The organism is Pantoea dispersa, from assembly GCF_019890955.1.
Lineage (GTDB): Bacteria > Pseudomonadota > Gammaproteobacteria > Enterobacterales > Enterobacteriaceae > Pantoea > Pantoea dispersa.
In genome coordinates this window covers 2,740,116-2,757,889 of record NZ_CP082346.1, presented here as the reverse complement: position 1 = coordinate 2,757,889, position 17,774 = coordinate 2,740,116, and the positions used below count along the sequence as shown (strand labels likewise).

Sequence of the window (17,774 nt, the reverse complement as noted above, 5' to 3'; positions counted from 1 at the left end):
TTAGGTGAATGCGCCAATTGTAAGGCCTAAAGTAAAAGCACGAAAAGGGCAGTGCCTTTTTTTCTCCAGCCGTTACAATCACTTTTTTACTCTTTGCGCGAGGTTTCCATGCTGGAACTGTTAAAAAGCCTGGCGGTCGCCATCATCATGGTGCCCATCGTGATGGCGATTATGCTGGGTCTGATTTACGGCCTGGGTGAAGTCTTTAACGTCATCTCTAAATTTGGCCGCCGCGACGATCGTCCCGCCAATAGCTCACACCACTGATTTTTAACGCCCGCACGCTGCGGGCGTTTTGCCCTTAACTTCCCGCCGTTTTTGCCGATATAAAGCTCATGACAGCTTTCAGGCTCGCGTTGTATTATCAACTATATAACGTAACCTGGAGCTCTCTATGCAAAATACGCTTTATCACTGGGCGGCGGCAGCCGTGGTCACCGTGTCGCTGTCGGGTCAGGCACTGGCGGCGGAGAAAATTACCGTGTTCGCCGCGGCCTCGCTGACCAATGCGATGCAGCAGATTGCCACGCAATATCAGCAAAAAAGCGGCGTTGAAGTGGTATCCTCGTTCGCTTCCTCGTCGACGCTGGCGCGGCAAATCGAGCAGGGCGCCCCGGCGGATCTGTTTATCTCTGCCGATCAGCAGTGGATGGACGATGCGGTGGCGAAAAACAGCGTGATCGGCAGTACGCGCTACACGCTGCTGGGCAACGATCTGGTGCTGGTGGCGGCAAAAAGCGCTAACGCGCAGCCGGTGACCATCAATGCGCAGACCCCATGGCAGAACCTGCTTAAGGGCGAGCGCCTGGCGGTGGGCGATCCGGATCACGTGCCGGCAGGCATTTATGCCAAAGAAGCGCTGCAAAAGCTGGGCGCGTGGGACACGCTGGCTTCACGGCTCGCACCGGCTAACAACGTGCGTGCCGCGCTGGCGCTGGTGGAGCGACGCGAAACGCCGTATGGCATCGTGTACGGTTCCGACGCGGTAGCCAGTGATAAGGTGCAGGTGGTCGGACGCTTCCCCGAAGCGAGTCACAAACCCGTAGAGTACCCGATGGCGGTGGTCAGCGATCACCAGAACGCAGCGGTGCAGGCCTTCTATGACTATCTGCAGGGGCCGGATGCCGCTGCCGTGTTTAAACAGTATGGATTTACGCCGAAGAGATGATACTGAGCGATCCCGAATGGCAGGCCGTGTTCCTCAGCCTGAAAGTTTCCTGCGTGGCGGTGCTGTGCAGCCTGCCGTTTGGCATCCTGATGGCCTGGATTCTGGCGCGCTGTCGCTTTCCTGGCAAAACCCTGCTCGATAGCCTGATTCACCTGCCGCTGGTGCTGCCGCCGGTGGTGGTGGGCTATTTACTGCTGCTAACGCTGGGACGGCGCGGCCTGATTGGCATCTGGCTGTATGACTGGTTCGGTATCACCTTCGCCTTCAGCTGGCGCGGTGCGGTACTGGCCTCGGCGGTGATGGCGTTTCCGCTGATGGTGCGCGCCATTCGTCTGGCACTGGAAGCGGTAGACAGCCGGCTTGAGCAGGCGGCGCGGACCTTGGGCGCGGGCCGCTGGCGGGTGTTTTTCACCATCACGCTGCCGCTGACTTTTCCGGGCATCATCGTGGGCACCGTGCTGGCGTTTGCCCGCTCGCTAGGTGAGTTTGGTGCCACCATTACTTTTGTCTCCAACATTCCCGGCGAAACCCGCACCATCCCGTCAGCCATGTTTACCCTGATTGAAACGCCCGGCGCGGAAGGCACCGCGGCGCGGCTGTGCGCGGTGGCGATTGCGCTGGCGCTGCTGTCGCTGGTGGCCTCGGAGCTGCTGGCGCGCTGGGGCCGCAAGCGGCTGGGAGCGGCCTGATGCTGAAAATCAACATTGCGCAACAGCTCGGCGAGCATCAGCTCAACGTCGATGTGGAGATTCCGGCCAGCGGCATCACCGCGATCTTTGGCGTGTCCGGGGCGGGAAAAACCTCATTAATCAATGCCATCAGCGGTCTGACGCAGCCGCAAAGCGGCCAGATTGCGCTTAACGATCGTCTGTTGTTTGACCGCGACAGCGGTATCAATCTGCCGCCGGAAAAACGCCGCATCGGCTACGTGTTTCAGGATGCGCGCCTGTTTCCCCATTATCGCGTGCGCGGCAATCTGCAGTATGGCATGGCGCCTAAAATGAAGGCGCAGTTCGGGGCGCTGGTGACGCTGCTGGGACTGGATGCGCTGCTGGATCGCTATCCGGCCTCGCTGTCGGGGGGTGAAAAGCAGCGCGTGGCGATGGGCCGGGCGCTGCTGAGCGCGCCGGATATCCTGCTGATGGACGAACCGCTGGCGTCGCTCGATCTGCCACGCAAGCGCGAGCTGATGCCCTATTTGCAGAAGCTGGCGAAGCAGGTGGAGATTCCGCTGCTGTACGTGAGCCACAGCCTGGAGGAGATTGTCCAGCTGGCGAATCAGGTGCTGGTGCTGGATAACGGTAACGTCAAAGCCTTCGGCGCGCTGGGAAAAGTGTGGGGCAGCAGCGCGATGCGGCCCTGGCTGCCGGCGGCCGAGCGCAGCAGCGTGCTGCGCGTGCAGGTGCTGGAGCAGCATCCGGATTACCCGATGACCGCGCTGTCGCTTGGCGATCAGCACATCTGGGTCAGCCGGGTGAATCAGCCGGTGAAAAGCGTACTGCGCATCCGTATCGCCTCGGCGGACGTGTCGCTGGCGCTGCAGCCGCCGCAAAACACCTCGATCCGCAATATTTTACCGGCGCAGGTGGTGGAGCTGCTGGAGCTGGACGACCAGGTCGAAGTGAAGCTGCGCATCGGCGTCAGCGAGCTGTGGGCGCGCATTTCACCGTGGGCGCGCGACGAACTGAATATCCGGCCCGATCAGTGGCTGTATGCGCAGATCAAGAGCGTGTCGATTACCGCGTAACCCAAACCGGACGACAGCGCGGTATGTCCGGTTTGCGGATCAGCGCGATTTTTCGCGCTTTTTTCCGGTCAACCTGACTGATGCCTTATGCCGCGGTCAGCCTGGCGTTACAGCACTTCCTGGTAGATCACCTGCGCAATGCCCGGCTCAAGGTTGGTGCCGATCACTTTGCGCGCGCGTGCTTTGATGGCGTCATCGGCATTGCCCATCGCCACGCCCAGCCCGGCCTGCTCCAGCATGCTGAGATCGTTGTAATTGTCGCCAAACGCCAGCACGTCCTGCATGCTCAGACCCTGGCTCGCCACCCACTGCGCCAGGCGTTTGCCTTTGCTGTTGCCGGCCTGAGCGATGTCGACCTGATCGTGCCACGACCATTCACACGCCAGACCCAGCTCGCGTTCGGTGCGTTCGGCAAATTGCTGCAGCGCGCGGGTATCCGGATGCGACAGGGCAAATTTCCAGATCGACTGCGCGTCGTGCGCCGCCTGCGCCAGACTCGGCACCTGCACAAACAGCGGGCGCTGCGCTTCCGGCAGCGACTGCGCCCAGTTGAGGGTGCGCGTCACATGGCCGGTCGCTTCCTGGTACAGCATCGCATCATCGACATACAGCAGACCGTGAATATTCTCCTGATCGAGCATCTCAATCACTCGCGCCGCCTGACTTTTCTCCAGCCGATCGGCAGCCAGCACCCGTTGCGCCTGGTAATCGTACAGGTACGTGCCGTTACAGCAGATGGCGGGCGTTGTCAGCTGCAGCGCCTGATAAAACGGGTGAATCGCGCAGTGATGGCGACCGGTGACGATCAGCACCTGAACGCCAGCCTGTTGCGCGCGGGCTAAGGCTTCAAGGGATTCTGGCAGGATGGTTTTGTTTGGGGTCAGCAGGGTGCCGTCGAGGTCAAGGGCGATTACGCGGTAGCTCATTACACTTTCCGTCCGGAGTTAGCAAAGCATTAAGTCTACACCCGCCAGCGGCCCTGAGACAAAAAGCAGGGCACAAATCAGCCCAGCGCGCCGCGGTGAAACGCGCTACAGTTACTGTTTTTCATCAGGCAGCGAATAAGGAAAACGCATGAAACAAGTCGTGTATACCGCCAGTCCCGAGAGCCAGCAGATCCACGCCTGGCAGATGCAGGAAGATGGCGCACTGACGTTATTGCAGGTCACGGATGTGGCCGGCCAGGTGCAGCCGATGGTGGTGAGCCCGAAGAAAGATTTTCTCTATGTCGGCGTGCGTCCGAATTTTCGCGTACTGGCGTACCGCATTGCGGCCGACGGTACGTTGAGCCTGGCCGGTGAAGCGCCGCTGCCGGGCAGCCCGACTCACATTTCTACCGACCGCCAGGGCAACTATCTGTTCTGCGGCTCGTATAACGATGCCTGTGTCAGCATCAGTCCGATTGGCAGCGACGGCCTGCCGCAGGCACCGCTGCAGGTGATTAACGGGCTGGAGGGCTGCCATTCGGCGAATATCGACCTCAGCAACCAGACGCTGTTTGTGCCAGCGCTGAAACAGGATCGCATCTGCCTGTATCAGCTGCAGGCGGGCGGCACGCTGGCACCGCGCGCGCAGCCGCAGGTGACCACGGTAGAAGGCGCCGGCCCGCGTCATATGGCGTTCCACCCGAACGGCGCCTATGGCTATGTGGTTAACGAACTGGACAGCACCGTCGACGTCTGGGCGCTGAATAATGTTAACGGCCAGGTCGAGCGCGTGCAGAGTCTTGATATGATGCCACCGGGCTTCAGCGATACGCGCTGGGCAGCGGATATCCATATCACCCCGGACGGTCGCTTCCTGTATGCCTGTGACCGCACCAGCAGCACGCTGACCGTGTTCAGTCTCAGTGAGGACGGCTCGGTGCTGACGATTGAGGGTTATCAGCCGACCGAAACTCAGCCGCGTGGCTTTAACATTGATGGCAGCGGTCAGTATCTGGTGGCGGCGGGGCAGAAATCGCATCACATTGAAGTCTATCGCATCGGCGATCGTGGCCTGCTGCAACCGCTGGCGCGTTACGCCGTGGGTCAGGGCCCGATGTGGGTAGTGATTCACGCGCTGGACTGAGGAACGCGCTTCGGTCATGCAGGGTCGCCATCTACGGCGACCTCTGCCAGGGTGCGCAGCGATGCGCACCTTATGCAATCAGGCGTATTTCACCGTGATCGACGCGCTGGCCAGCGCATGGAAGTGCACGTTGAAGCCGACCATCGCGCCGCTGGCACCTTCGTCCACCTCAATTTTCTCCACGTCCAGCGCATGCACCGTAAAGATGTAGCGATGCGATTCGCCCTGCGGCGGCGATGCACCACCGTAACCGTTCTGGCCGAAATCGGTGCGCGTCTGAATGGCACCCTCCGGCAGTTCCGCCACGCCGGAACCGGCGCCCTGTGACAGCACGGTCACCTCAGCCGGGATATTGGCGACCACCCAGTGCCACCAGCCAGAGCCGGTCGGGGCATCCGGATCGTAGCAGGTCACCACAAAGCTTTTGGTGCCGGCCGGCACTTCATCCCATGCCAGGTGCGGCGACAGATTATCGCCCTGGTAACCCATGCCGTTAAACACGTGGCGCTCGGGCATTTTATCGCCATCGTTAAAATCCTGGCTCACTACGCGCATGATCTCTCCTTTCCTGTTGTGTACTGCTCTCCATGATGGTGGAAAATGGCGGCGAGTGCCAGCGGTGTCAGGGCTGAAAGTGGCCGTCCACCGCCAGTGCAGCGCTTAGCGCCGCCGTCAGCTGCGTCAGCTGTGCGGCAGAAATCAGATAAGGTGGCATCAGGTAAATCAGCTTACCGAACGGGCGAATCCATACGCCGCGTTCCACGAAGAACTGCTGCAGCGCCGCCATGTTCACCGGCTGATGGGTCTCAATCACGCCAATCGCCCCCAGCACGCGCGCATCCGCCACCATCGGATGGTCGCGCAGCGGCAGCAGTTCCGTACGCAGCTGCTGCTCAATCGCCGCCACCTGCGCCGGCCAGTGCCCTTCGTTGATCAGCTTCAGGCTTTCAACCGCCACCGCACAGGCCAGCGGATTGCCCATAAAGGTCGGACCATGCATAAAGCAGCCTGCCGCGCTGCGGCTAATGGTATCGGCGACGTCGCGCGTGGTCAGGGTGGCGGAAAGTGTCAGGGTGCCGCCGGTCAGCGCCTTGCCGAGGCACAAGATGTCCGGCGTGATGCCGGCGTGCTCGCAGGCAAACAGCTTGCCGCTGCGGCCGAAGCCGGTGGCGATCTCATCGGCGATCAGCAATAAACCGTAGCGATCGCACAGCACCCGCACCTGTTGCAGATAGCGTGGATGGTAAAAGCGCATGCCGCCGGCACCCTGCACGATAGGTTCCAGAATTACCGCGGCAATGCTGCGATGGTGCTGTTCGGCCAGCCGGGCGAAATCGGCAATATCGTTGTCATCCCAGTCATCGTCAAAGCCACACTGCGGCGCGCGGGCGAACAGATGCTCGGGCAGGTAGCCGCGCCACAGGCTGTGCATGGAGTTTTCCGGATCGCAGACCGACATGGCGGCAAACGTATCGCCGTGATAACCGCGCTGCAGCGTGAGGAATTTCTGCCGCGTCTCTCCGCGACCCAGCCAGTACTGCAGCGCCATTTTCATCGACACTTCGACGGCGATCGAGCCGGAATCGGCGAGGAACACGCACTCCAGCGCCTCGGGCGTCATGGCGATCAGCTGGCGGCTCAGCTCCACGGCTGGCGGATGGGTGATGCCGCCAAACATCACGTGTGACATCTGCGCCATCTGCTGCTGCAACGCCTGATTGAGGCGCGGATGGTTATAGCCGTGGATCGCTGCCCACCACGACGACATGCCGTCGACCAGCTCACGTCCATCGGCCAGCTGCAGCGTGCAGCCGTGCGCGGCCACCACCGGGTAGCACGGCAACGGATCGCGCATTGAGGTGTAAGGATGCCAGATATGCTGGCGGTCAAAGCGGAGGTCGTCCTGTGTGAACATCTGTCTTGTAAACCATTTTGAAAAGATTTAGTTTACAAGTATAACCACGTTAATCGTCAGGATGAACCCCCTTTTTTGGAGTAAGCAATGGCTAATCGCTGGACACTGGCTCAGGCTCAGGCGCTATTTGATAAACCTTTTCTCGAGCTGATGTTTGAAGCACAGCAGGTGCACCGCCAGCACTTCGACCCGCGTCAGGTGCAGGTCAGCACGCTGCTGTCGATCAAAACCGGCGCCTGTCCGGAAGACTGTAAATACTGTCCGCAGAGTGCGCGTTACAAAACCGGGCTGGAAACCGAGCGCCTGATGGAGGTGGAAGCGGTGCTGGAATCGGCGCGCAAGGCCAAAGCAGCCGGCTCCAGCCGCTTCTGCATGGGCGCGGCGTGGAAAAACCCGCACGAGCGCGACATGCCGTACCTGGAGCAGATGGTGCAGGGCGTGAAAGCCATGGGCATGGAAACCTGCATGACGCTGGGCACGCTCGACCACGATCAGGCGCAGCGGCTGGCCAGCGCCGGGCTCGATTTTTACAACCATAACCTTGACACTTCGCCGGAGTTTTACGGCAGCATCATCACCACCCGTACCTATCAGGAGCGTCTTGATACGCTGGATAAAGTGCGCAACGCCGGCATCAAAGTGTGCTCGGGCGGCATTGTCGGGCTGGGCGAAACGGTCAACGACCGCGCCGGTTTGCTGGTGCAACTGGCCAACCTGCCCACGCCGCCGGAGAGCGTGCCGATTAACATGCTGGTGAAAGTCAAAGGCACGCCGCTGGCGGATAACGATGACGTCGAGCCGTTCGACTTTATCCGCACCATTGCCGTGGCGCGCATCATGATGCCAACCTCGCACGTGCGCCTGTCGGCCGGTCGCGAGCAGATGAGCGAACAGACCCAGGCGATGTGCTTCATGGCGGGTGCCAACTCGATTTTCTACGGCTGCAAGCTGCTGACCACGCCGAACCCGGAAGAGGACAAAGATCTGATCCTGTTCCGCAAGCTGGGCCTGAATCCGGAGCACACCGCCACGACGGCGGGCGATAACGAACAGCAGCATCAGCTCAGCGAGCAGTTGCTGCACGCCGACAGCGCGCAGTTCTATAACGCGGCCGTGTAAATGTGGTCTGAACGTATTGCGCAGGCGCTGACGGCGCAGCGTGCCGCCGACGGCTGGCGGCAGCGGCGGCGCATTGAGCACAACAGCGTGCGTGAAATTACCCTCGACGGGCAGCGCTATCGCCACTTCTCCAGTAATGATTACCTCGGCCTGAGCCAGCATCCGGCGGTGATGGCTGCCTGGCAGCAGGGCGTGCGCGAGGCGGGCGTCGGTGCCGGGGCTTCCGGCCACGTCACCGGCTACAGCCGTCACCATGCGCAGCTGGAGCAGCAGCTGGCGTCCTGGCTCGGCTACCCGCGCGCGCTGCTGTTTATCTCCGGCTTTGCCGCCAACCAGGCAGTGATCCATCTGCTGGCGCAAAAGTCGGATCGCATTATCGCTGACAAACTAACGCACGCCTCGCTGCTGGATGCCGCCAGTCACAGTCCGGCAACGCTGCGCCGTTTTGCCCACAACCAGCCGGCCAGCCTGGCGAAACTGCTGGCGACGCGCGCGGAAGGCGGCACGCTGGTGGTGACCGAGGGCGTATTCAGCATGGATGGCGACAGTGCGCCGCTGGCTGAACTTGCCGCCGAAACCCGGCGCGCGGGCGGCTGGCTGCTGGTGGACGATGCGCACGGCATTGGCGTCACCGGTGAGCAGGGGCGCGGCAGCTGCTGGCAGCAGCAGGTGAAACCGGAACTGCTGGTGGTGACTTTTGGTAAAGGCTTTGGCGTCAGCGGCGCCGCGCTGCTGTGTGATGACGCTACCGCAGATTACGTCGAGCAATTCTCGCGCCATTTAATCTATTCCACCGCCATGCCGCCGGCGCAGTGCTGTGCGCTGCTGGCGGCGCTGGCGCAGATCCAGCAGGGCGACGCGTTGCGCGCGCGGTTACAGCAAAATATTGCCCGCTTTCGCGCGGGCGCGGCGCAGTTGCCGTGGCAGCTGATGGCCTCTGACAGCGCCATTCAGCCGCTGATCGTCGGTGAAAACCGCGCCGCGCTGGCGCTGGCGCAGCGGCTGGCGCAAGCCGGTTGCTGGGTGAGCGCGATCCGGCCACCGACGGTGCCGCCGGGTACCGCGCGGCTGCGCATTACGCTCACCGCGGCGCATCATCCCGAAGATATCGACGCGTTGCTGGAGGCACTGTATGACGCTGCAGGTGAATAAACAGGCGGTGGCGCAGGCGTTTGGCCGGGCGGCCGCGCACTACGAACAGCATGCTCAGCTGCAGCGCCAGAGCGGCGAGGCGCTGCTGGCGCTGGCGCCGGCCGGATTTGGCCCGCAGCTGCTGGATGCCGGCTGCGGCACCGGCTGGTTCAGCCGCTACTGGCGCGATCGCGGTCGCCAGGTCTGCGCGCTGGATCTGTCACCGGCGATGCTGCAGGCGGCACGCGAACAGCACTCGGCGCACGACTATTTACAGGGCGATATCGACCAGTTACCGCTGGCGGATAACAGCGTCAACGGCGTCTGGAGCAACCTGGCGGTGCAGTGGAGCAGCGATCTGCGCACCGCGCTGCTGCAATTTCTGCGCGTGACGCGCCCGGGCGGCAGCGTGCTGTTCTCGACGCTGCTCGACGGCTCGCTGCAGGAGGTGCACCAGGCGTGGGCGCAGATCGATGGTCGGCGTCACGCCAATCGCTTCCTCAGCGGCGATGCCTTTGCCCTGGCGACCGTGGGCCTGCCGCTGCGCAGCCAGACGGAGATCGTCACGCTGCATTTCCCCAGCGCGCTGAGCGCCATGCGCTCGCTGAAAGGCATCGGCGCGACGCACCTGCACGATGGGCGACACGCGGCCCTGCTGACGCGCCCGCAGCTGGCGCAGCTGGAGCAGCACTGGCCGCATGATGCGCACGGCTATCGTCTCAGTTATCACCTGATGTATGGAGTTTTACAAAAATGACACGCTGGTTTATTACCGGAACTGACACCGAAGTGGGCAAAACAGTCGCCAGCGGCGCTCTGTTGCAGGCGGCCAGCGCTGCGGGATTACGCACTGCCGGCTATAAACCGGTGGCCTCCGGCTGCGAGGTCACGCCCGACGGCGTGCGCAACAGCGACGCGCTGGCGCTGCAGCGCTACAGCAGCCTGGCGCTGAGCTATGAGCAGGTGAACCCGCTGGCGTTCATCGAACCGACGTCGCCGCATATCGTCAGCGCGGAAGAGGGCAGACCGATTGAATTTGCGCAGCTCTCCGCTGGCTTACGCGCGCTGGAACAGCAGGCTGAATGGGTGCTGGTGGAAGGCGCGGGCGGCTGGTTCACGCCGCTGTCCGCGACGCAAACTTATGCCGACTGGGTCGCCGCCGAGCAACTGCCGGTGATTCTGGTGGTCGGCGTGAAGCTCGGCTGCATCAACCACGCCATGCTGACGGCGGAAGCGGTGAAGGCGCGGGGGTTGCGCCTCGCCGGCTGGATTGCCAATGACATCCAGCCGCCGGGTAAGCGACATGCGGAATATCTGGCGACGCTGCAACAGCGCATTGCGGCCCCGTTCCTCGGTGAGATTCCGTGGCTGAGCAGCGCGGCGCAGCAGGCCGACTGTGGCCGTTACCTTACCCTGCCACAGTAAATGGCGCGGCGGCGCAGCACTCTGCGCCGCACGCTACCGACGCTAGGTGGCCGTTAACCACTTACTCACCGTGACATCATCCAGTTGTGCCACGCTGCCCTGCGCCACGTTGCGGCCACGATGCAGCAGCAGAAAATAGTCCGCCACGCGGCGAATGAACGACACATGCTGTTCCAGCAGCAGAATCGTCAGGCCATAGTCGCGGTTCAGGCGGCGAATCAGATTCCCCATCTCCTCCTCCAGCCACGGCGACATGCCTTCGGTGGGTTCATCAAGGATCAATAGTTTCGGCTGCAGCACCAGCGCGCGCGCCAGGGCCAGCTGCTGCTGCTGATCCATCGGCAGTTCGCCGCTGCGCTGATGACGCAGCGAGTAGAGCGCCGGAAACAGATCGAATACCATCTCGGGAATGGCGCGGCTGCGATCGTCCTGTGCCGCCATCAGCGCAATCAGCAGGTTATCTTCCACGCTCATCTGGGAAAAGATGTGGCGTCCCTGTGGTACGTAGCCGATGCCCATGCGCGCGCGTTGCTCAGCAGGCTGCAGCAGCAGGTTTTCCGGCGGCGCGCCGTCTTCCTGCCAGGTCATCGATCCACTATTAATGGGCAGGCGACCCATAATACAGTTCACCAGCGTGGTTTTGCCCATCCCCGGGCTGCCCAGCACGCCGGTGCAGGTGCCTGGCGGCAGATCGAGATCCACATCCCATAAAATATGGTTCTGACCGTAAAATTGATTCACCGAACGTAAACTCAGCATCTGACATTCTCCTTCCAGATTATTCGCCTGAATGCTCCCGCTCTGTGTCGTCTGGCATACAGTCATGCACAATGGCTATTGGGACACTGCTGTCGCCGGCGGCGCTTGTTCATCCTGCCGGCATGGACTCGTCACTCCACCGTTAATTCACTGCAATTCCCAGGCCAGATCCGCCAAAGCAGCCTCAATCGGGGTAAAAGGCAGCGAAACTCGCCATAATTGATGAGAAAAGCTTAACAATTGCCCACAGTAATAACTCGCCTGCACTTTGACGGTGCTGACTGCTTAACGTTTCTGGTGCATCTGTGCTGTCATAAGGCAGGGACTGAAGAAATAAGTGGCCTTAACGCTGGGCTTTTTCCCGTTACGGCACGATGGGGTACGCCAAAAGAATAGTTAAAGCCGCACGGGATGATGGAAAAATAATCGCAAAAAAAATTTTTTCGCACGGCAGGATAAGCGAGGGGAAAATTATACACAGCCGATGGACGTGGGGCTGGATTCAGTTATCCACTATTCCTGTGGATAACCTTGTGCATTAGCGACTGAAAACCGGGCGCAAGCGAGGAAATACGCGGGTTGCATACATAATGCTGCGAAACTGGGCTTTTGAGTCAAAGTCTTTTAAATCAGCAGGTTATTTAAAAGCAAGCCTGAGAATTGTCTGGCTTGTCATCAGACTGCAATTTAATGACGCTCTATTGACAATTGTTAAAAGCGTTGCTCGTCTGGGGATAACCTTGCGCAACAAACGCTTCCGGATTACCGCATAAATTACGCTGAAGCGAATCGCGGCATCTCCCCATCATCGTGCAGCATATCTGTAATTATATCCAGTATTTTTTTCTGGCAAAATCGCCATAGCAGAGTAGAATTACCAGCCTGCCCGCCGACTTCTTCAGCAGGAACCGTAATACCATGAGTAAAGCCTTTAAACTCAACTCCGCTTTCAAACCTTCAGGCGATCAGCCTGAGGCGATTCGTCGCCTTGAAGAAGGGCTGGAGGATGGACTGGCGCACCAGACGCTGCTGGGGGTTACCGGTTCAGGAAAAACTTTTACCATCGCCAACGTCATTGCCGATCTCAACCGGCCGACCATGGTAATGGCACCGAATAAAACGCTGGCGGCACAGCTGTATGGCGAGATGAAAGAGTTCTTTCCGGATAATGCCGTCGAGTTCTTCGTCTCCTACTACGACTACTATCAGCCGGAAGCCTACGTGCCCAGTTCGGATACCTTCATCGAGAAAGATGCGGCGGTAAACGAGCACATCGAGCAGATGCGTCTCTCTGCCACTAAAGCGATGCTGGAGCGCCGCGACGTGATTGTGGTGGCGTCGGTTTCTGCCATCTACGGCCTGGGCGATCCCGATCTCTACCTGAAAATGATGCTGCATCTGACGCGCGGCATGATCATCGACCAGCGCAGCATTCTGCGCCGCCTCGCCGAACTGCAGTACACCCGCAACGATCAGGTTTTCCAGCGCGGCACCTTCCGCGTGCGCGGCGAAGTGATCGATATCTTCCCGGCGGAATCCGATGACATTGGTCTGCGCGTTGAACTGTTTGATGAAGAGGTTGAGCGCCTGTCGCTGTTCGACCCGCTGACCGGCCAGGTGATCTCGGTGATTCCGCGTTTCACCATCTACCCGAAAACGCACTACGTCACGCCGCGCGAGCGTATTCTGCAGGCGATGGAAGAGATTAAGGATGAGCTGGCGGTGCGGCGCAAAGTGCTGCTGGAGAACAACAAACTGCTGGAAGAGCAGCGCATCACTCAGCGCACCCAGTTCGACCTCGAAATGATGAACGAACTCGGCTACTGCTCGGGCATTGAAAACTATTCGCGCTATCTCTCCGGACGCGGACCGGGTGAGCCGCCGCCGACGCTGTTTGATTACCTGCCGGCGGATGGCCTGCTGGTGGTCGATGAATCCCACGTGACTATTCCGCAGATTGGCGGCATGTATCGCGGTGACCGCGCGCGTAAAGAGACGCTGGTGGAGTACGGTTTCCGCCTGCCGTCGGCGCTGGATAACCGTCCGCTGCGCTTTGAAGAGTTTGAAGCGCTGGCACCGCAGACCATTTACGTCTCGGCCACGCCTGGTAACTACGAGCTGGAGAAATCGGGCGGCGACGTCATCGATCAGGTGGTGCGGCCTACCGGTCTGCTCGATCCGATTCTTGAGGTGCGTCCGGTGGCGACCCAGGTCGACGATCTGCTGTCGGAGATCCGCAAGCGCGTCGAAATCAACGAGCGCGTGCTGGTTACCACGCTGACCAAGCGCATGGCCGAAGACCTCACCGAGTATCTTGAAGAGCACGGCGAGAAGGTGCGCTATCTGCATTCAGACATTGATACCGTTGAGCGTATGGAGATCATTCGCGATCTGCGCCTCGGGGAGTTTGACGTGCTGGTGGGGATCAACCTGCTGCGCGAAGGGCTGGATATGCCGGAAGTGTCGCTGGTGGCGATTCTGGACGCCGATAAAGAGGGCTTCCTGCGCTCTGAGCGCTCGCTGATTCAGACCATCGGACGCGCGGCGCGTAACGTCAACGGCAGAGCGATTCTCTACGCGGATAAGATCACGCCGTCGATGGCGCGGGCGATGGAAGAGACCGAGCGCCGCCGCGAGAAGCAGCAGCGCTATAACGAAGAGCGGGGCATTGTGCCGCAGGGCCTGAACAAGAAAATCACCGATATTCTTGAGCTGGGCAAAAACGTGGTGAAAACGCGCGGCAAAGGTAAAACGGCTTCACGCACTGCCGCCGAAGCTGAGGCCAGCTATCTGGCGCTCACGCCACAGGCCATGCAGAAGAAGATCCACGAGCTGGAAGGGCAGATGCAGCAGCACGCGCAGAACCTGGAGTTCGAAGAGGCCGCGCGGGTGCGCGACCAGCTGCACGAGCTGCGTGAACTGTTTATCGCCGCCTCTTAATCTGAAGCCGGCGGTCGCGTTGCGCGCCGGCTAAACCGCCTGAATGGCATGCTCCAGCGCGCGGCGCAGCAGCTGGCGGTCGTGACGATAGCGGATATCGGCGGCTTCCAGCGGTTCGCGCACGATCAACCGCTCAGTGACGCCGCGCGTGTCTGCTGACGGGCCGACCACTACAGCGTCAATCACCCGTTTGCCAATGGCTTTTTCCATCATCGCCAGCTTGTCGGCGACCGTCAGGCTGGCCGCCGCCGGGCTCAGTTCGCGCCCGAGATTACCGATGAACACCATGGTGGCGGGCGTCCGGCGCAGCGCGCGTGCCATCTCCTCCATCAGCAGAATCGGCATCAGGCTGGTGTAAAAGCTGCCGGGACCAATCAGGATCAAATCGGCCTCGGCGACGGCGTCCAGCGCTTCACGCGTCGGCACCACATTAGGGTGCAGCATCAGCTCTTCCGGCGCCTGCTTCATTTCGTCAATCGCCGTTTCACCGTACACCATATTGCCTTCGCTATCCTGCGCGACCAGGTCCACCGGCTGCTCCGACATCGGAATCAGAAACGCATCCACCTTCAGCAGGTTGCGGATAATGTTGATGGCTTCCAGCGGACGCACGCTGAGGTGATCGAGCGCTTTCAGGATCAGATTGCCCAGATTATGCCCGGCCAGTTCGCCGTTGCCGGTAAAGCGATACTCGAACATGGCAGAGGCCACGCTGGGTTCGGTGATCAGCTGATTAATGCAGTTGCGCATGTCGCCCCAGGCAATGCCGCCTTCTGAACGGCGTATGCGGCCGGTGGATCCGCCGTTGTCGGTGGTGGTGACGATGCCGGTCAGGCGTGAGCCCAGTGGCGCCAGCGCCGACATCACGCGGCCAAGGCCGTGGCCGCCGCCGAGTGCCACCACGCGATCCAAATCTGCCAGGGTACGATTCATGCTGCTCCTTAAAACGCCGCACGTGAGGTGCAGACGGCGTTCAACTGATGTGTATCAATATCTGTCGCGCATTTTACCGTATCCTGTCGCGAAAATGCGGTGAAATAACGTTATGTATCAATATATATAGCGATAAATGCCGATGGATGCGAGCGTCAAATCGCGCTACCATTTGCTTTAACCGTGTTGTCCACAATGACAACAGACTCCCAAGCCTTGCGTTCCTAAGTCGTGTGATATGGATGCCTGGCCGCAGCCGCGAGCTGCCAGGGTGCAGAAAGAAATGACTGCATCTCCCGTACTTTGGAAAGGTGTTCAGGTGCCACAATTTACAGATGCCTATGCGCGCAGCTTTTATTATCTGCGCCTGTCGGTCACGGATGTGTGTAACTTCCGTTGTACCTACTGCCTGCCCGACGGCTACCGGCCGAACGGCGTGCACAACAAAAGTTTTCTCTCGCTGGATGAGATTCGTCGCGTGACGCGTGCCTTTGCGGCGGCGGGCACCGAAAAAGTGCGCCTGACCGGCGGCGAACCCTCGATGCGGCGCGACTTCACCGATATCATTGCCGCCGTGCGCGACAACGCGGCAATCCGCCAGATCGCCATGACCACCAATGGCTACCGCATGTCGCGCGACATCGGCGCCTGGCGTGCGGCAGGCCTCACCCATATCAATGTCAGCGTCGACAGCCTCGACGCACGGCAGTTTCACGCCATTACCGGGCAGAACAAGTTTCATGAAGTCATGGCGGGGATTGATGCGGCCTTTGATGCCGGTTTCAGCACCGTCAAAGTCAACAGCGTGCTGATGCGCGACGTCAACAGCCACAGTCTGGAGACCTTTCTGGCGTGGATCCGCACCCGGCCGATTCAGCTGCGCTTTATCGAGCTGATGGAAACCGGCGAGGGCGGCGATCTGTTCCGCCGTCAGCATGTGTCCGGCGAGGTGATCCGCGATCAGCTGATCATGCAGGGCTGGCAGCGCCAGCCGCGCGGCCGCAGTGATGGCCCGGCCCAGGTGTTCCGCCATCCGGATTATCAGGGGGAAGTCGGCCTGATCATGCCGTATGAAAAAGATTTCTGCGCCAGCTGTAATCGCCTGCGCGTATCGGCGATCGGTAACCTGCATCTGTGCCTGTTTGGCGACGGCGGCGTGCCGCTGCGCGACCTGCTGGCCTCCGACGATCAGCAGGCCGAGCTGCAGGCGCGCATCGCCCACAGCCTCGGGCAGAAGAAGCAGACGCATTTCCTGCATCAGGGCAATACCGGCATCACGCAGAACCTCTCCTTCATTGGTGGCTAAACACAGGAGTTACGGCCATGGGTAAACCTTCCGGCGATTTTGTCGCCTTAAATGCGGCGGTGATGACCGTCTCTGACAGCCGCGACGCCAGCAGTGACAGCTCCGGCGACTATCTGCGTGAGGCGCTGACCGAAGCCGGGCATCAGGTGGTCGATCACGCCATCGTCCCGGACAACCGTTATCGCATCCGTGCCACGCTGTCGCGCTGGATCGCCAGTGAAGATGTGCAGGTGGTGCTGATTAACGGCGGTACCGGCTTTAACAGTAAAAACAGCACGCCGGAAGCGCTGCTGCCGCTGCTGGATCGTGAAATTGACGGCTTTGGCGAACTGTTTCGCATGATCTCTTACGAGGAGATCGGCAGCGCGACGCTGCAATCACGCGCGGTGGCCGGTCTGGCCAACCAGACGCTGCTGTTTGCCGTGCCGGGCTCAACCGGTGCCTGCCGCAGTGCATGGGAGCGGATTATTGAAGCCCAGCTGGATGCGCGTACGCGTCCGTGTAATTTTGTCTCACATTTGAAGAAGTTATAAGCATGTCCTCGTTAACCCATATCAACGCGGCCGGCGAAGCCCACATGGTGGACGTCTCCGGCAAAACTGACACCGTGCGAGAAGCGCAGGCGGAAGCCCTGGTGTTAATGCAGCCGGCCACGCTGCAAATGATCCTCGACGGCAGCCATGACAAAGGCGATGTTTTCGCCACCGCACGCATTGCCGGTATTCAGGCGGCGAAGCGCACCTGGGAACTGATTCCGCTGTGCCATCCGCTGATGCTGAGCAAAGTCGAGGTGACGCTGGTGGCTGAGCCGGAGCACAGCCGCGTACGCATTACCTCGCGCTGTCGCCTGAGCGGCAAAACCGGCGTGGAAATGGAAGCGCTGACCGCCGCGTCGGTCGCGGCGCTGACCATCTACGACATGTGCAAAGCGGTGCAGAAAGATATCGTCATCGACCAACTGCGACTGCTGAGCAAAAGCGGTGGTAAATCCGGTGATTTCCAGGCGGTGCGCCATGATTAAGGTACTGTTTTTTGCCCAGGTGCGCGAACTGACCGGCACCGCCACGCTGGATCTGGCGGCAGAGTATGCTGACGTCGCCACGCTGCGCGCTGCGCTGGCGCAGAAAAGCGATCGCTGGGCGCTGGCGCTGGAGTCCGGCAAGCTGCTGGCGGCGGTGAATCAGACGCTGGTGCCGATGAACCATCCGCTGCGCGCCGGTGATGAAGTGGCGTTCTTCCCGCCGGTTACCGGAGGCTGAGC

At 60.6% G+C, this 17,774-nt stretch carries 19 protein-coding genes and 1 riboswitch; of the genes, 14 read left to right on the top strand and 5 right to left on the bottom strand.

Annotation, left to right across the window (positions count from 1 at the left end; translation table 11 throughout):
- Positions 1-108 precede the first annotated feature (108 nt).
- From K7H94_RS12860 to modC, 4 genes are all read left to right on the top strand, one after another.
- Positions 109-267, top strand: coding sequence for an AcrZ family multidrug efflux pump-associated protein (locus K7H94_RS12860; protein ID WP_021508511.1), 159 nt, complete (start codon positions 109-111; stop codon positions 265-267).
- A gap of 127 nt (positions 268-394) precedes the next feature.
- Positions 395-1,168: a molybdate ABC transporter substrate-binding protein gene (modA, locus tag K7H94_RS12855; protein WP_021508510.1), complete on the top strand. Its 774-nt coding sequence runs from the start codon at positions 395-397 to the stop codon at positions 1,166-1,168.
- Positions 1,165-1,857 carry a molybdate ABC transporter permease subunit gene (modB, locus tag K7H94_RS12850; RefSeq protein ID WP_222951158.1) on the top strand — a complete coding sequence of 231 codons (693 nt, stop codon included), beginning with the start codon at positions 1,165-1,167 and terminating at the stop codon, positions 1,855-1,857. Before modA ends, modB begins: the two co-directional genes overlap by 4 nt.
- Positions 1,857-2,915: a molybdenum ABC transporter ATP-binding protein ModC gene (gene modC, locus K7H94_RS12845; RefSeq protein WP_222951157.1), complete on the top strand. Its 1,059-nt coding sequence runs from the start codon at positions 1,857-1,859 to the stop codon at positions 2,913-2,915. Before modB ends, modC begins: the two co-directional genes overlap by 1 nt.
- A gap of 107 nt (positions 2,916-3,022) precedes the next feature.
- On the opposite strand, the gene K7H94_RS12840 is transcribed toward modC, so the two are convergent.
- Entirely contained in the window at positions 3,023-3,841 is an 819-nt protein-coding gene (locus tag K7H94_RS12840) for a pyridoxal phosphatase (RefSeq protein WP_222951156.1), read from the bottom strand.
- A 148-nt stretch (positions 3,842-3,989) separates the two neighbouring features.
- Here K7H94_RS12840 and pgl point away from each other — a divergent pair, with 148 nt between their 5' ends.
- The gene (gene pgl, locus K7H94_RS12835; protein ID WP_222951155.1) at positions 3,990-4,985 is read left to right on the top strand and encodes a 6-phosphogluconolactonase; all 996 of its coding nucleotides are present in this window, start codon (positions 3,990-3,992) and stop codon (positions 4,983-4,985) included.
- A 78-nt stretch (positions 4,986-5,063) separates the two neighbouring features.
- Here pgl and K7H94_RS12830 read toward each other — a convergent pair whose 3' ends face one another.
- Positions 5,064-5,540, bottom strand: coding sequence for a kinase inhibitor (locus K7H94_RS12830; RefSeq protein WP_222951154.1), 477 nt, complete (start codon positions 5,538-5,540; stop codon positions 5,064-5,066).
- Between the two features lie 67 nt (positions 5,541-5,607).
- Positions 5,608-6,900, bottom strand: coding sequence for an adenosylmethionine--8-amino-7-oxononanoate transaminase (bioA, locus tag K7H94_RS12825; RefSeq protein ID WP_222951153.1), 1,293 nt, complete (start codon positions 6,898-6,900; stop codon positions 5,608-5,610).
- 87 nt (positions 6,901-6,987) lie between these two features.
- On the opposite strand from bioA, the gene bioB reads away from it, so the two are divergent.
- Genes bioB through bioD form a run of 4 tightly spaced genes read left to right on the top strand, consistent with a single transcriptional unit; the run spans position 6,988 to position 10,575 of the window.
- A complete protein-coding gene (gene bioB, locus K7H94_RS12820; RefSeq protein ID WP_058757850.1) occupies positions 6,988-8,019 on the top strand; it encodes a biotin synthase BioB in 1,032 nt (343 codons plus the stop codon).
- On the top strand, positions 8,020-9,171 hold the full coding sequence (gene bioF, locus K7H94_RS12815) for an 8-amino-7-oxononanoate synthase (protein WP_222951152.1): 1,152 nt from the start codon (positions 8,020-8,022) through the stop codon (positions 9,169-9,171).
- Positions 9,152-9,907, top strand: coding sequence for a malonyl-ACP O-methyltransferase BioC (gene bioC / locus K7H94_RS12810; protein ID WP_222951151.1), 756 nt, complete (start codon positions 9,152-9,154; stop codon positions 9,905-9,907). The genes bioF and bioC overlap by 20 nt, the downstream gene beginning before the upstream one ends.
- Positions 9,904-10,575, top strand: a complete 672-nt coding sequence (gene bioD / locus K7H94_RS12805; RefSeq protein ID WP_058775301.1) for a dethiobiotin synthase — start codon at positions 9,904-9,906, stop codon at positions 10,573-10,575. Before bioC ends, bioD begins: the two co-directional genes overlap by 4 nt.
- Before the next feature lie 42 nt (positions 10,576-10,617).
- On the opposite strand, the gene K7H94_RS12800 is transcribed toward bioD, so the two are convergent.
- Complete coding sequence (locus K7H94_RS12800; RefSeq protein ID WP_021508499.1) at positions 10,618-11,334, bottom strand: ABC transporter ATP-binding protein; 717 nt, start codon at positions 11,332-11,334, stop codon at positions 10,618-10,620.
- Positions 11,335-12,252: 918 nt separating this feature from the next.
- Here K7H94_RS12800 and uvrB point away from each other — a divergent pair.
- The gene (uvrB, locus tag K7H94_RS12795) at positions 12,253-14,274 is read left to right on the top strand and encodes an excinuclease ABC subunit UvrB (RefSeq protein ID WP_021508497.1); all 2,022 of its coding nucleotides are present in this window, start codon (positions 12,253-12,255) and stop codon (positions 14,272-14,274) included.
- A 30-nt stretch (positions 14,275-14,304) separates the two neighbouring features.
- Here uvrB and K7H94_RS12790 read toward each other — a convergent pair whose 3' ends face one another.
- Positions 14,305-15,207, bottom strand: a complete 903-nt coding sequence (locus tag K7H94_RS12790; protein ID WP_021508496.1) for a gluconeogenesis factor YvcK family protein — start codon at positions 15,205-15,207, stop codon at positions 14,305-14,307.
- 194 nt (positions 15,208-15,401) lie between these two features.
- A riboswitch (molybdenum cofactor riboswitch) is annotated at positions 15,402-15,538 on the top strand.
- On the opposite strand from K7H94_RS12790, the gene moaA reads away from it, so the two are divergent.
- The 4 genes from moaA to moaD all read left to right on the top strand — a co-directional run bounded on the left by moaA (position 15,527) and on the right by moaD (position 17,772).
- Entirely contained in the window at positions 15,527-16,513 is a 987-nt protein-coding gene (gene moaA, locus K7H94_RS12785) for a GTP 3',8-cyclase MoaA (RefSeq protein WP_222951150.1), read from the top strand. (Overlaps the previous riboswitch by 12 nt.)
- 17 nt (positions 16,514-16,530) lie before the next feature.
- Positions 16,531-17,046, top strand: coding sequence for a molybdenum cofactor biosynthesis protein B (moaB, locus tag K7H94_RS12780; RefSeq protein WP_021508494.1), 516 nt, complete (start codon positions 16,531-16,533; stop codon positions 17,044-17,046).
- 2 nt (positions 17,047-17,048) lie between these two features.
- On the top strand, positions 17,049-17,534 hold the full coding sequence (gene moaC / locus K7H94_RS12775; protein WP_058757847.1) for a cyclic pyranopterin monophosphate synthase MoaC: 486 nt from the start codon (positions 17,049-17,051) through the stop codon (positions 17,532-17,534).
- Positions 17,527-17,772 (top strand): molybdopterin synthase sulfur carrier subunit, encoded by a 246-nt coding sequence (gene moaD, locus K7H94_RS12770; protein ID WP_058757846.1) that lies wholly within the window; start codon positions 17,527-17,529, stop codon positions 17,770-17,772. Before moaC ends, moaD begins: the two co-directional genes overlap by 8 nt.
- The last annotated feature ends 2 nt before the right edge of the window (positions 17,773-17,774 follow it).

Bases quoted from the DNA above. Each gene is read 5' to 3' on its own strand.
- K7H94_RS12860 (WP_021508511.1), top strand. From the start codon at position 109: ATGCTGGAACTGTTAAAAAGCCTGGCGGTCGCCATCATCATGGTGCCC.
- pgl (WP_222951155.1), top strand. From the start codon at position 3,990: ATGAAACAAGTCGTGTATACCGCCAGTCCCGAGAGCCAGCAGATCCAC.
- modB (WP_222951158.1), top strand. From the start codon at position 1,165: ATGATACTGAGCGATCCCGAATGGCAGGCCGTGTTCCTCAGCCTGAAA.
- moaD (WP_058757846.1), top strand. From the start codon at position 17,527: ATGATTAAGGTACTGTTTTTTGCCCAGGTGCGCGAACTGACCGGCACC.
- K7H94_RS12830 (WP_222951154.1), bottom strand. From the start codon at position 5,540: ATGCGCGTAGTGAGCCAGGATTTTAACGATGGCGATAAAATGCCCGAG.
- K7H94_RS12800 (WP_021508499.1), bottom strand. From the start codon at position 11,334: ATGCTGAGTTTACGTTCGGTGAATCAATTTTACGGTCAGAACCATATT.
- uvrB (WP_021508497.1), top strand. From the start codon at position 12,253: ATGAGTAAAGCCTTTAAACTCAACTCCGCTTTCAAACCTTCAGGCGAT.
- bioA (WP_222951153.1), bottom strand. From the start codon at position 6,900: ATGTTCACACAGGACGACCTCCGCTTTGACCGCCAGCATATCTGGCAT.
- bioF (WP_222951152.1), top strand. From the start codon at position 8,020: ATGTGGTCTGAACGTATTGCGCAGGCGCTGACGGCGCAGCGTGCCGCC.
- bioC (WP_222951151.1), top strand. From the start codon at position 9,152: ATGACGCTGCAGGTGAATAAACAGGCGGTGGCGCAGGCGTTTGGCCGG.
- modA (WP_021508510.1), top strand. From the start codon at position 395: ATGCAAAATACGCTTTATCACTGGGCGGCGGCAGCCGTGGTCACCGTG.
- bioD (WP_058775301.1), top strand. From the start codon at position 9,904: ATGACACGCTGGTTTATTACCGGAACTGACACCGAAGTGGGCAAAACA.
- moaC (WP_058757847.1), top strand. From the start codon at position 17,049: ATGTCCTCGTTAACCCATATCAACGCGGCCGGCGAAGCCCACATGGTG.
- modC (WP_222951157.1), top strand. From the start codon at position 1,857: ATGCTGAAAATCAACATTGCGCAACAGCTCGGCGAGCATCAGCTCAAC.
- bioB (WP_058757850.1), top strand. From the start codon at position 6,988: ATGGCTAATCGCTGGACACTGGCTCAGGCTCAGGCGCTATTTGATAAA.
- K7H94_RS12790 (WP_021508496.1), bottom strand. From the start codon at position 15,207: ATGAATCGTACCCTGGCAGATTTGGATCGCGTGGTGGCACTCGGCGGC.
- moaB (WP_021508494.1), top strand. From the start codon at position 16,531: ATGGGTAAACCTTCCGGCGATTTTGTCGCCTTAAATGCGGCGGTGATG.
- K7H94_RS12840 (WP_222951156.1), bottom strand. From the start codon at position 3,841: ATGAGCTACCGCGTAATCGCCCTTGACCTCGACGGCACCCTGCTGACC.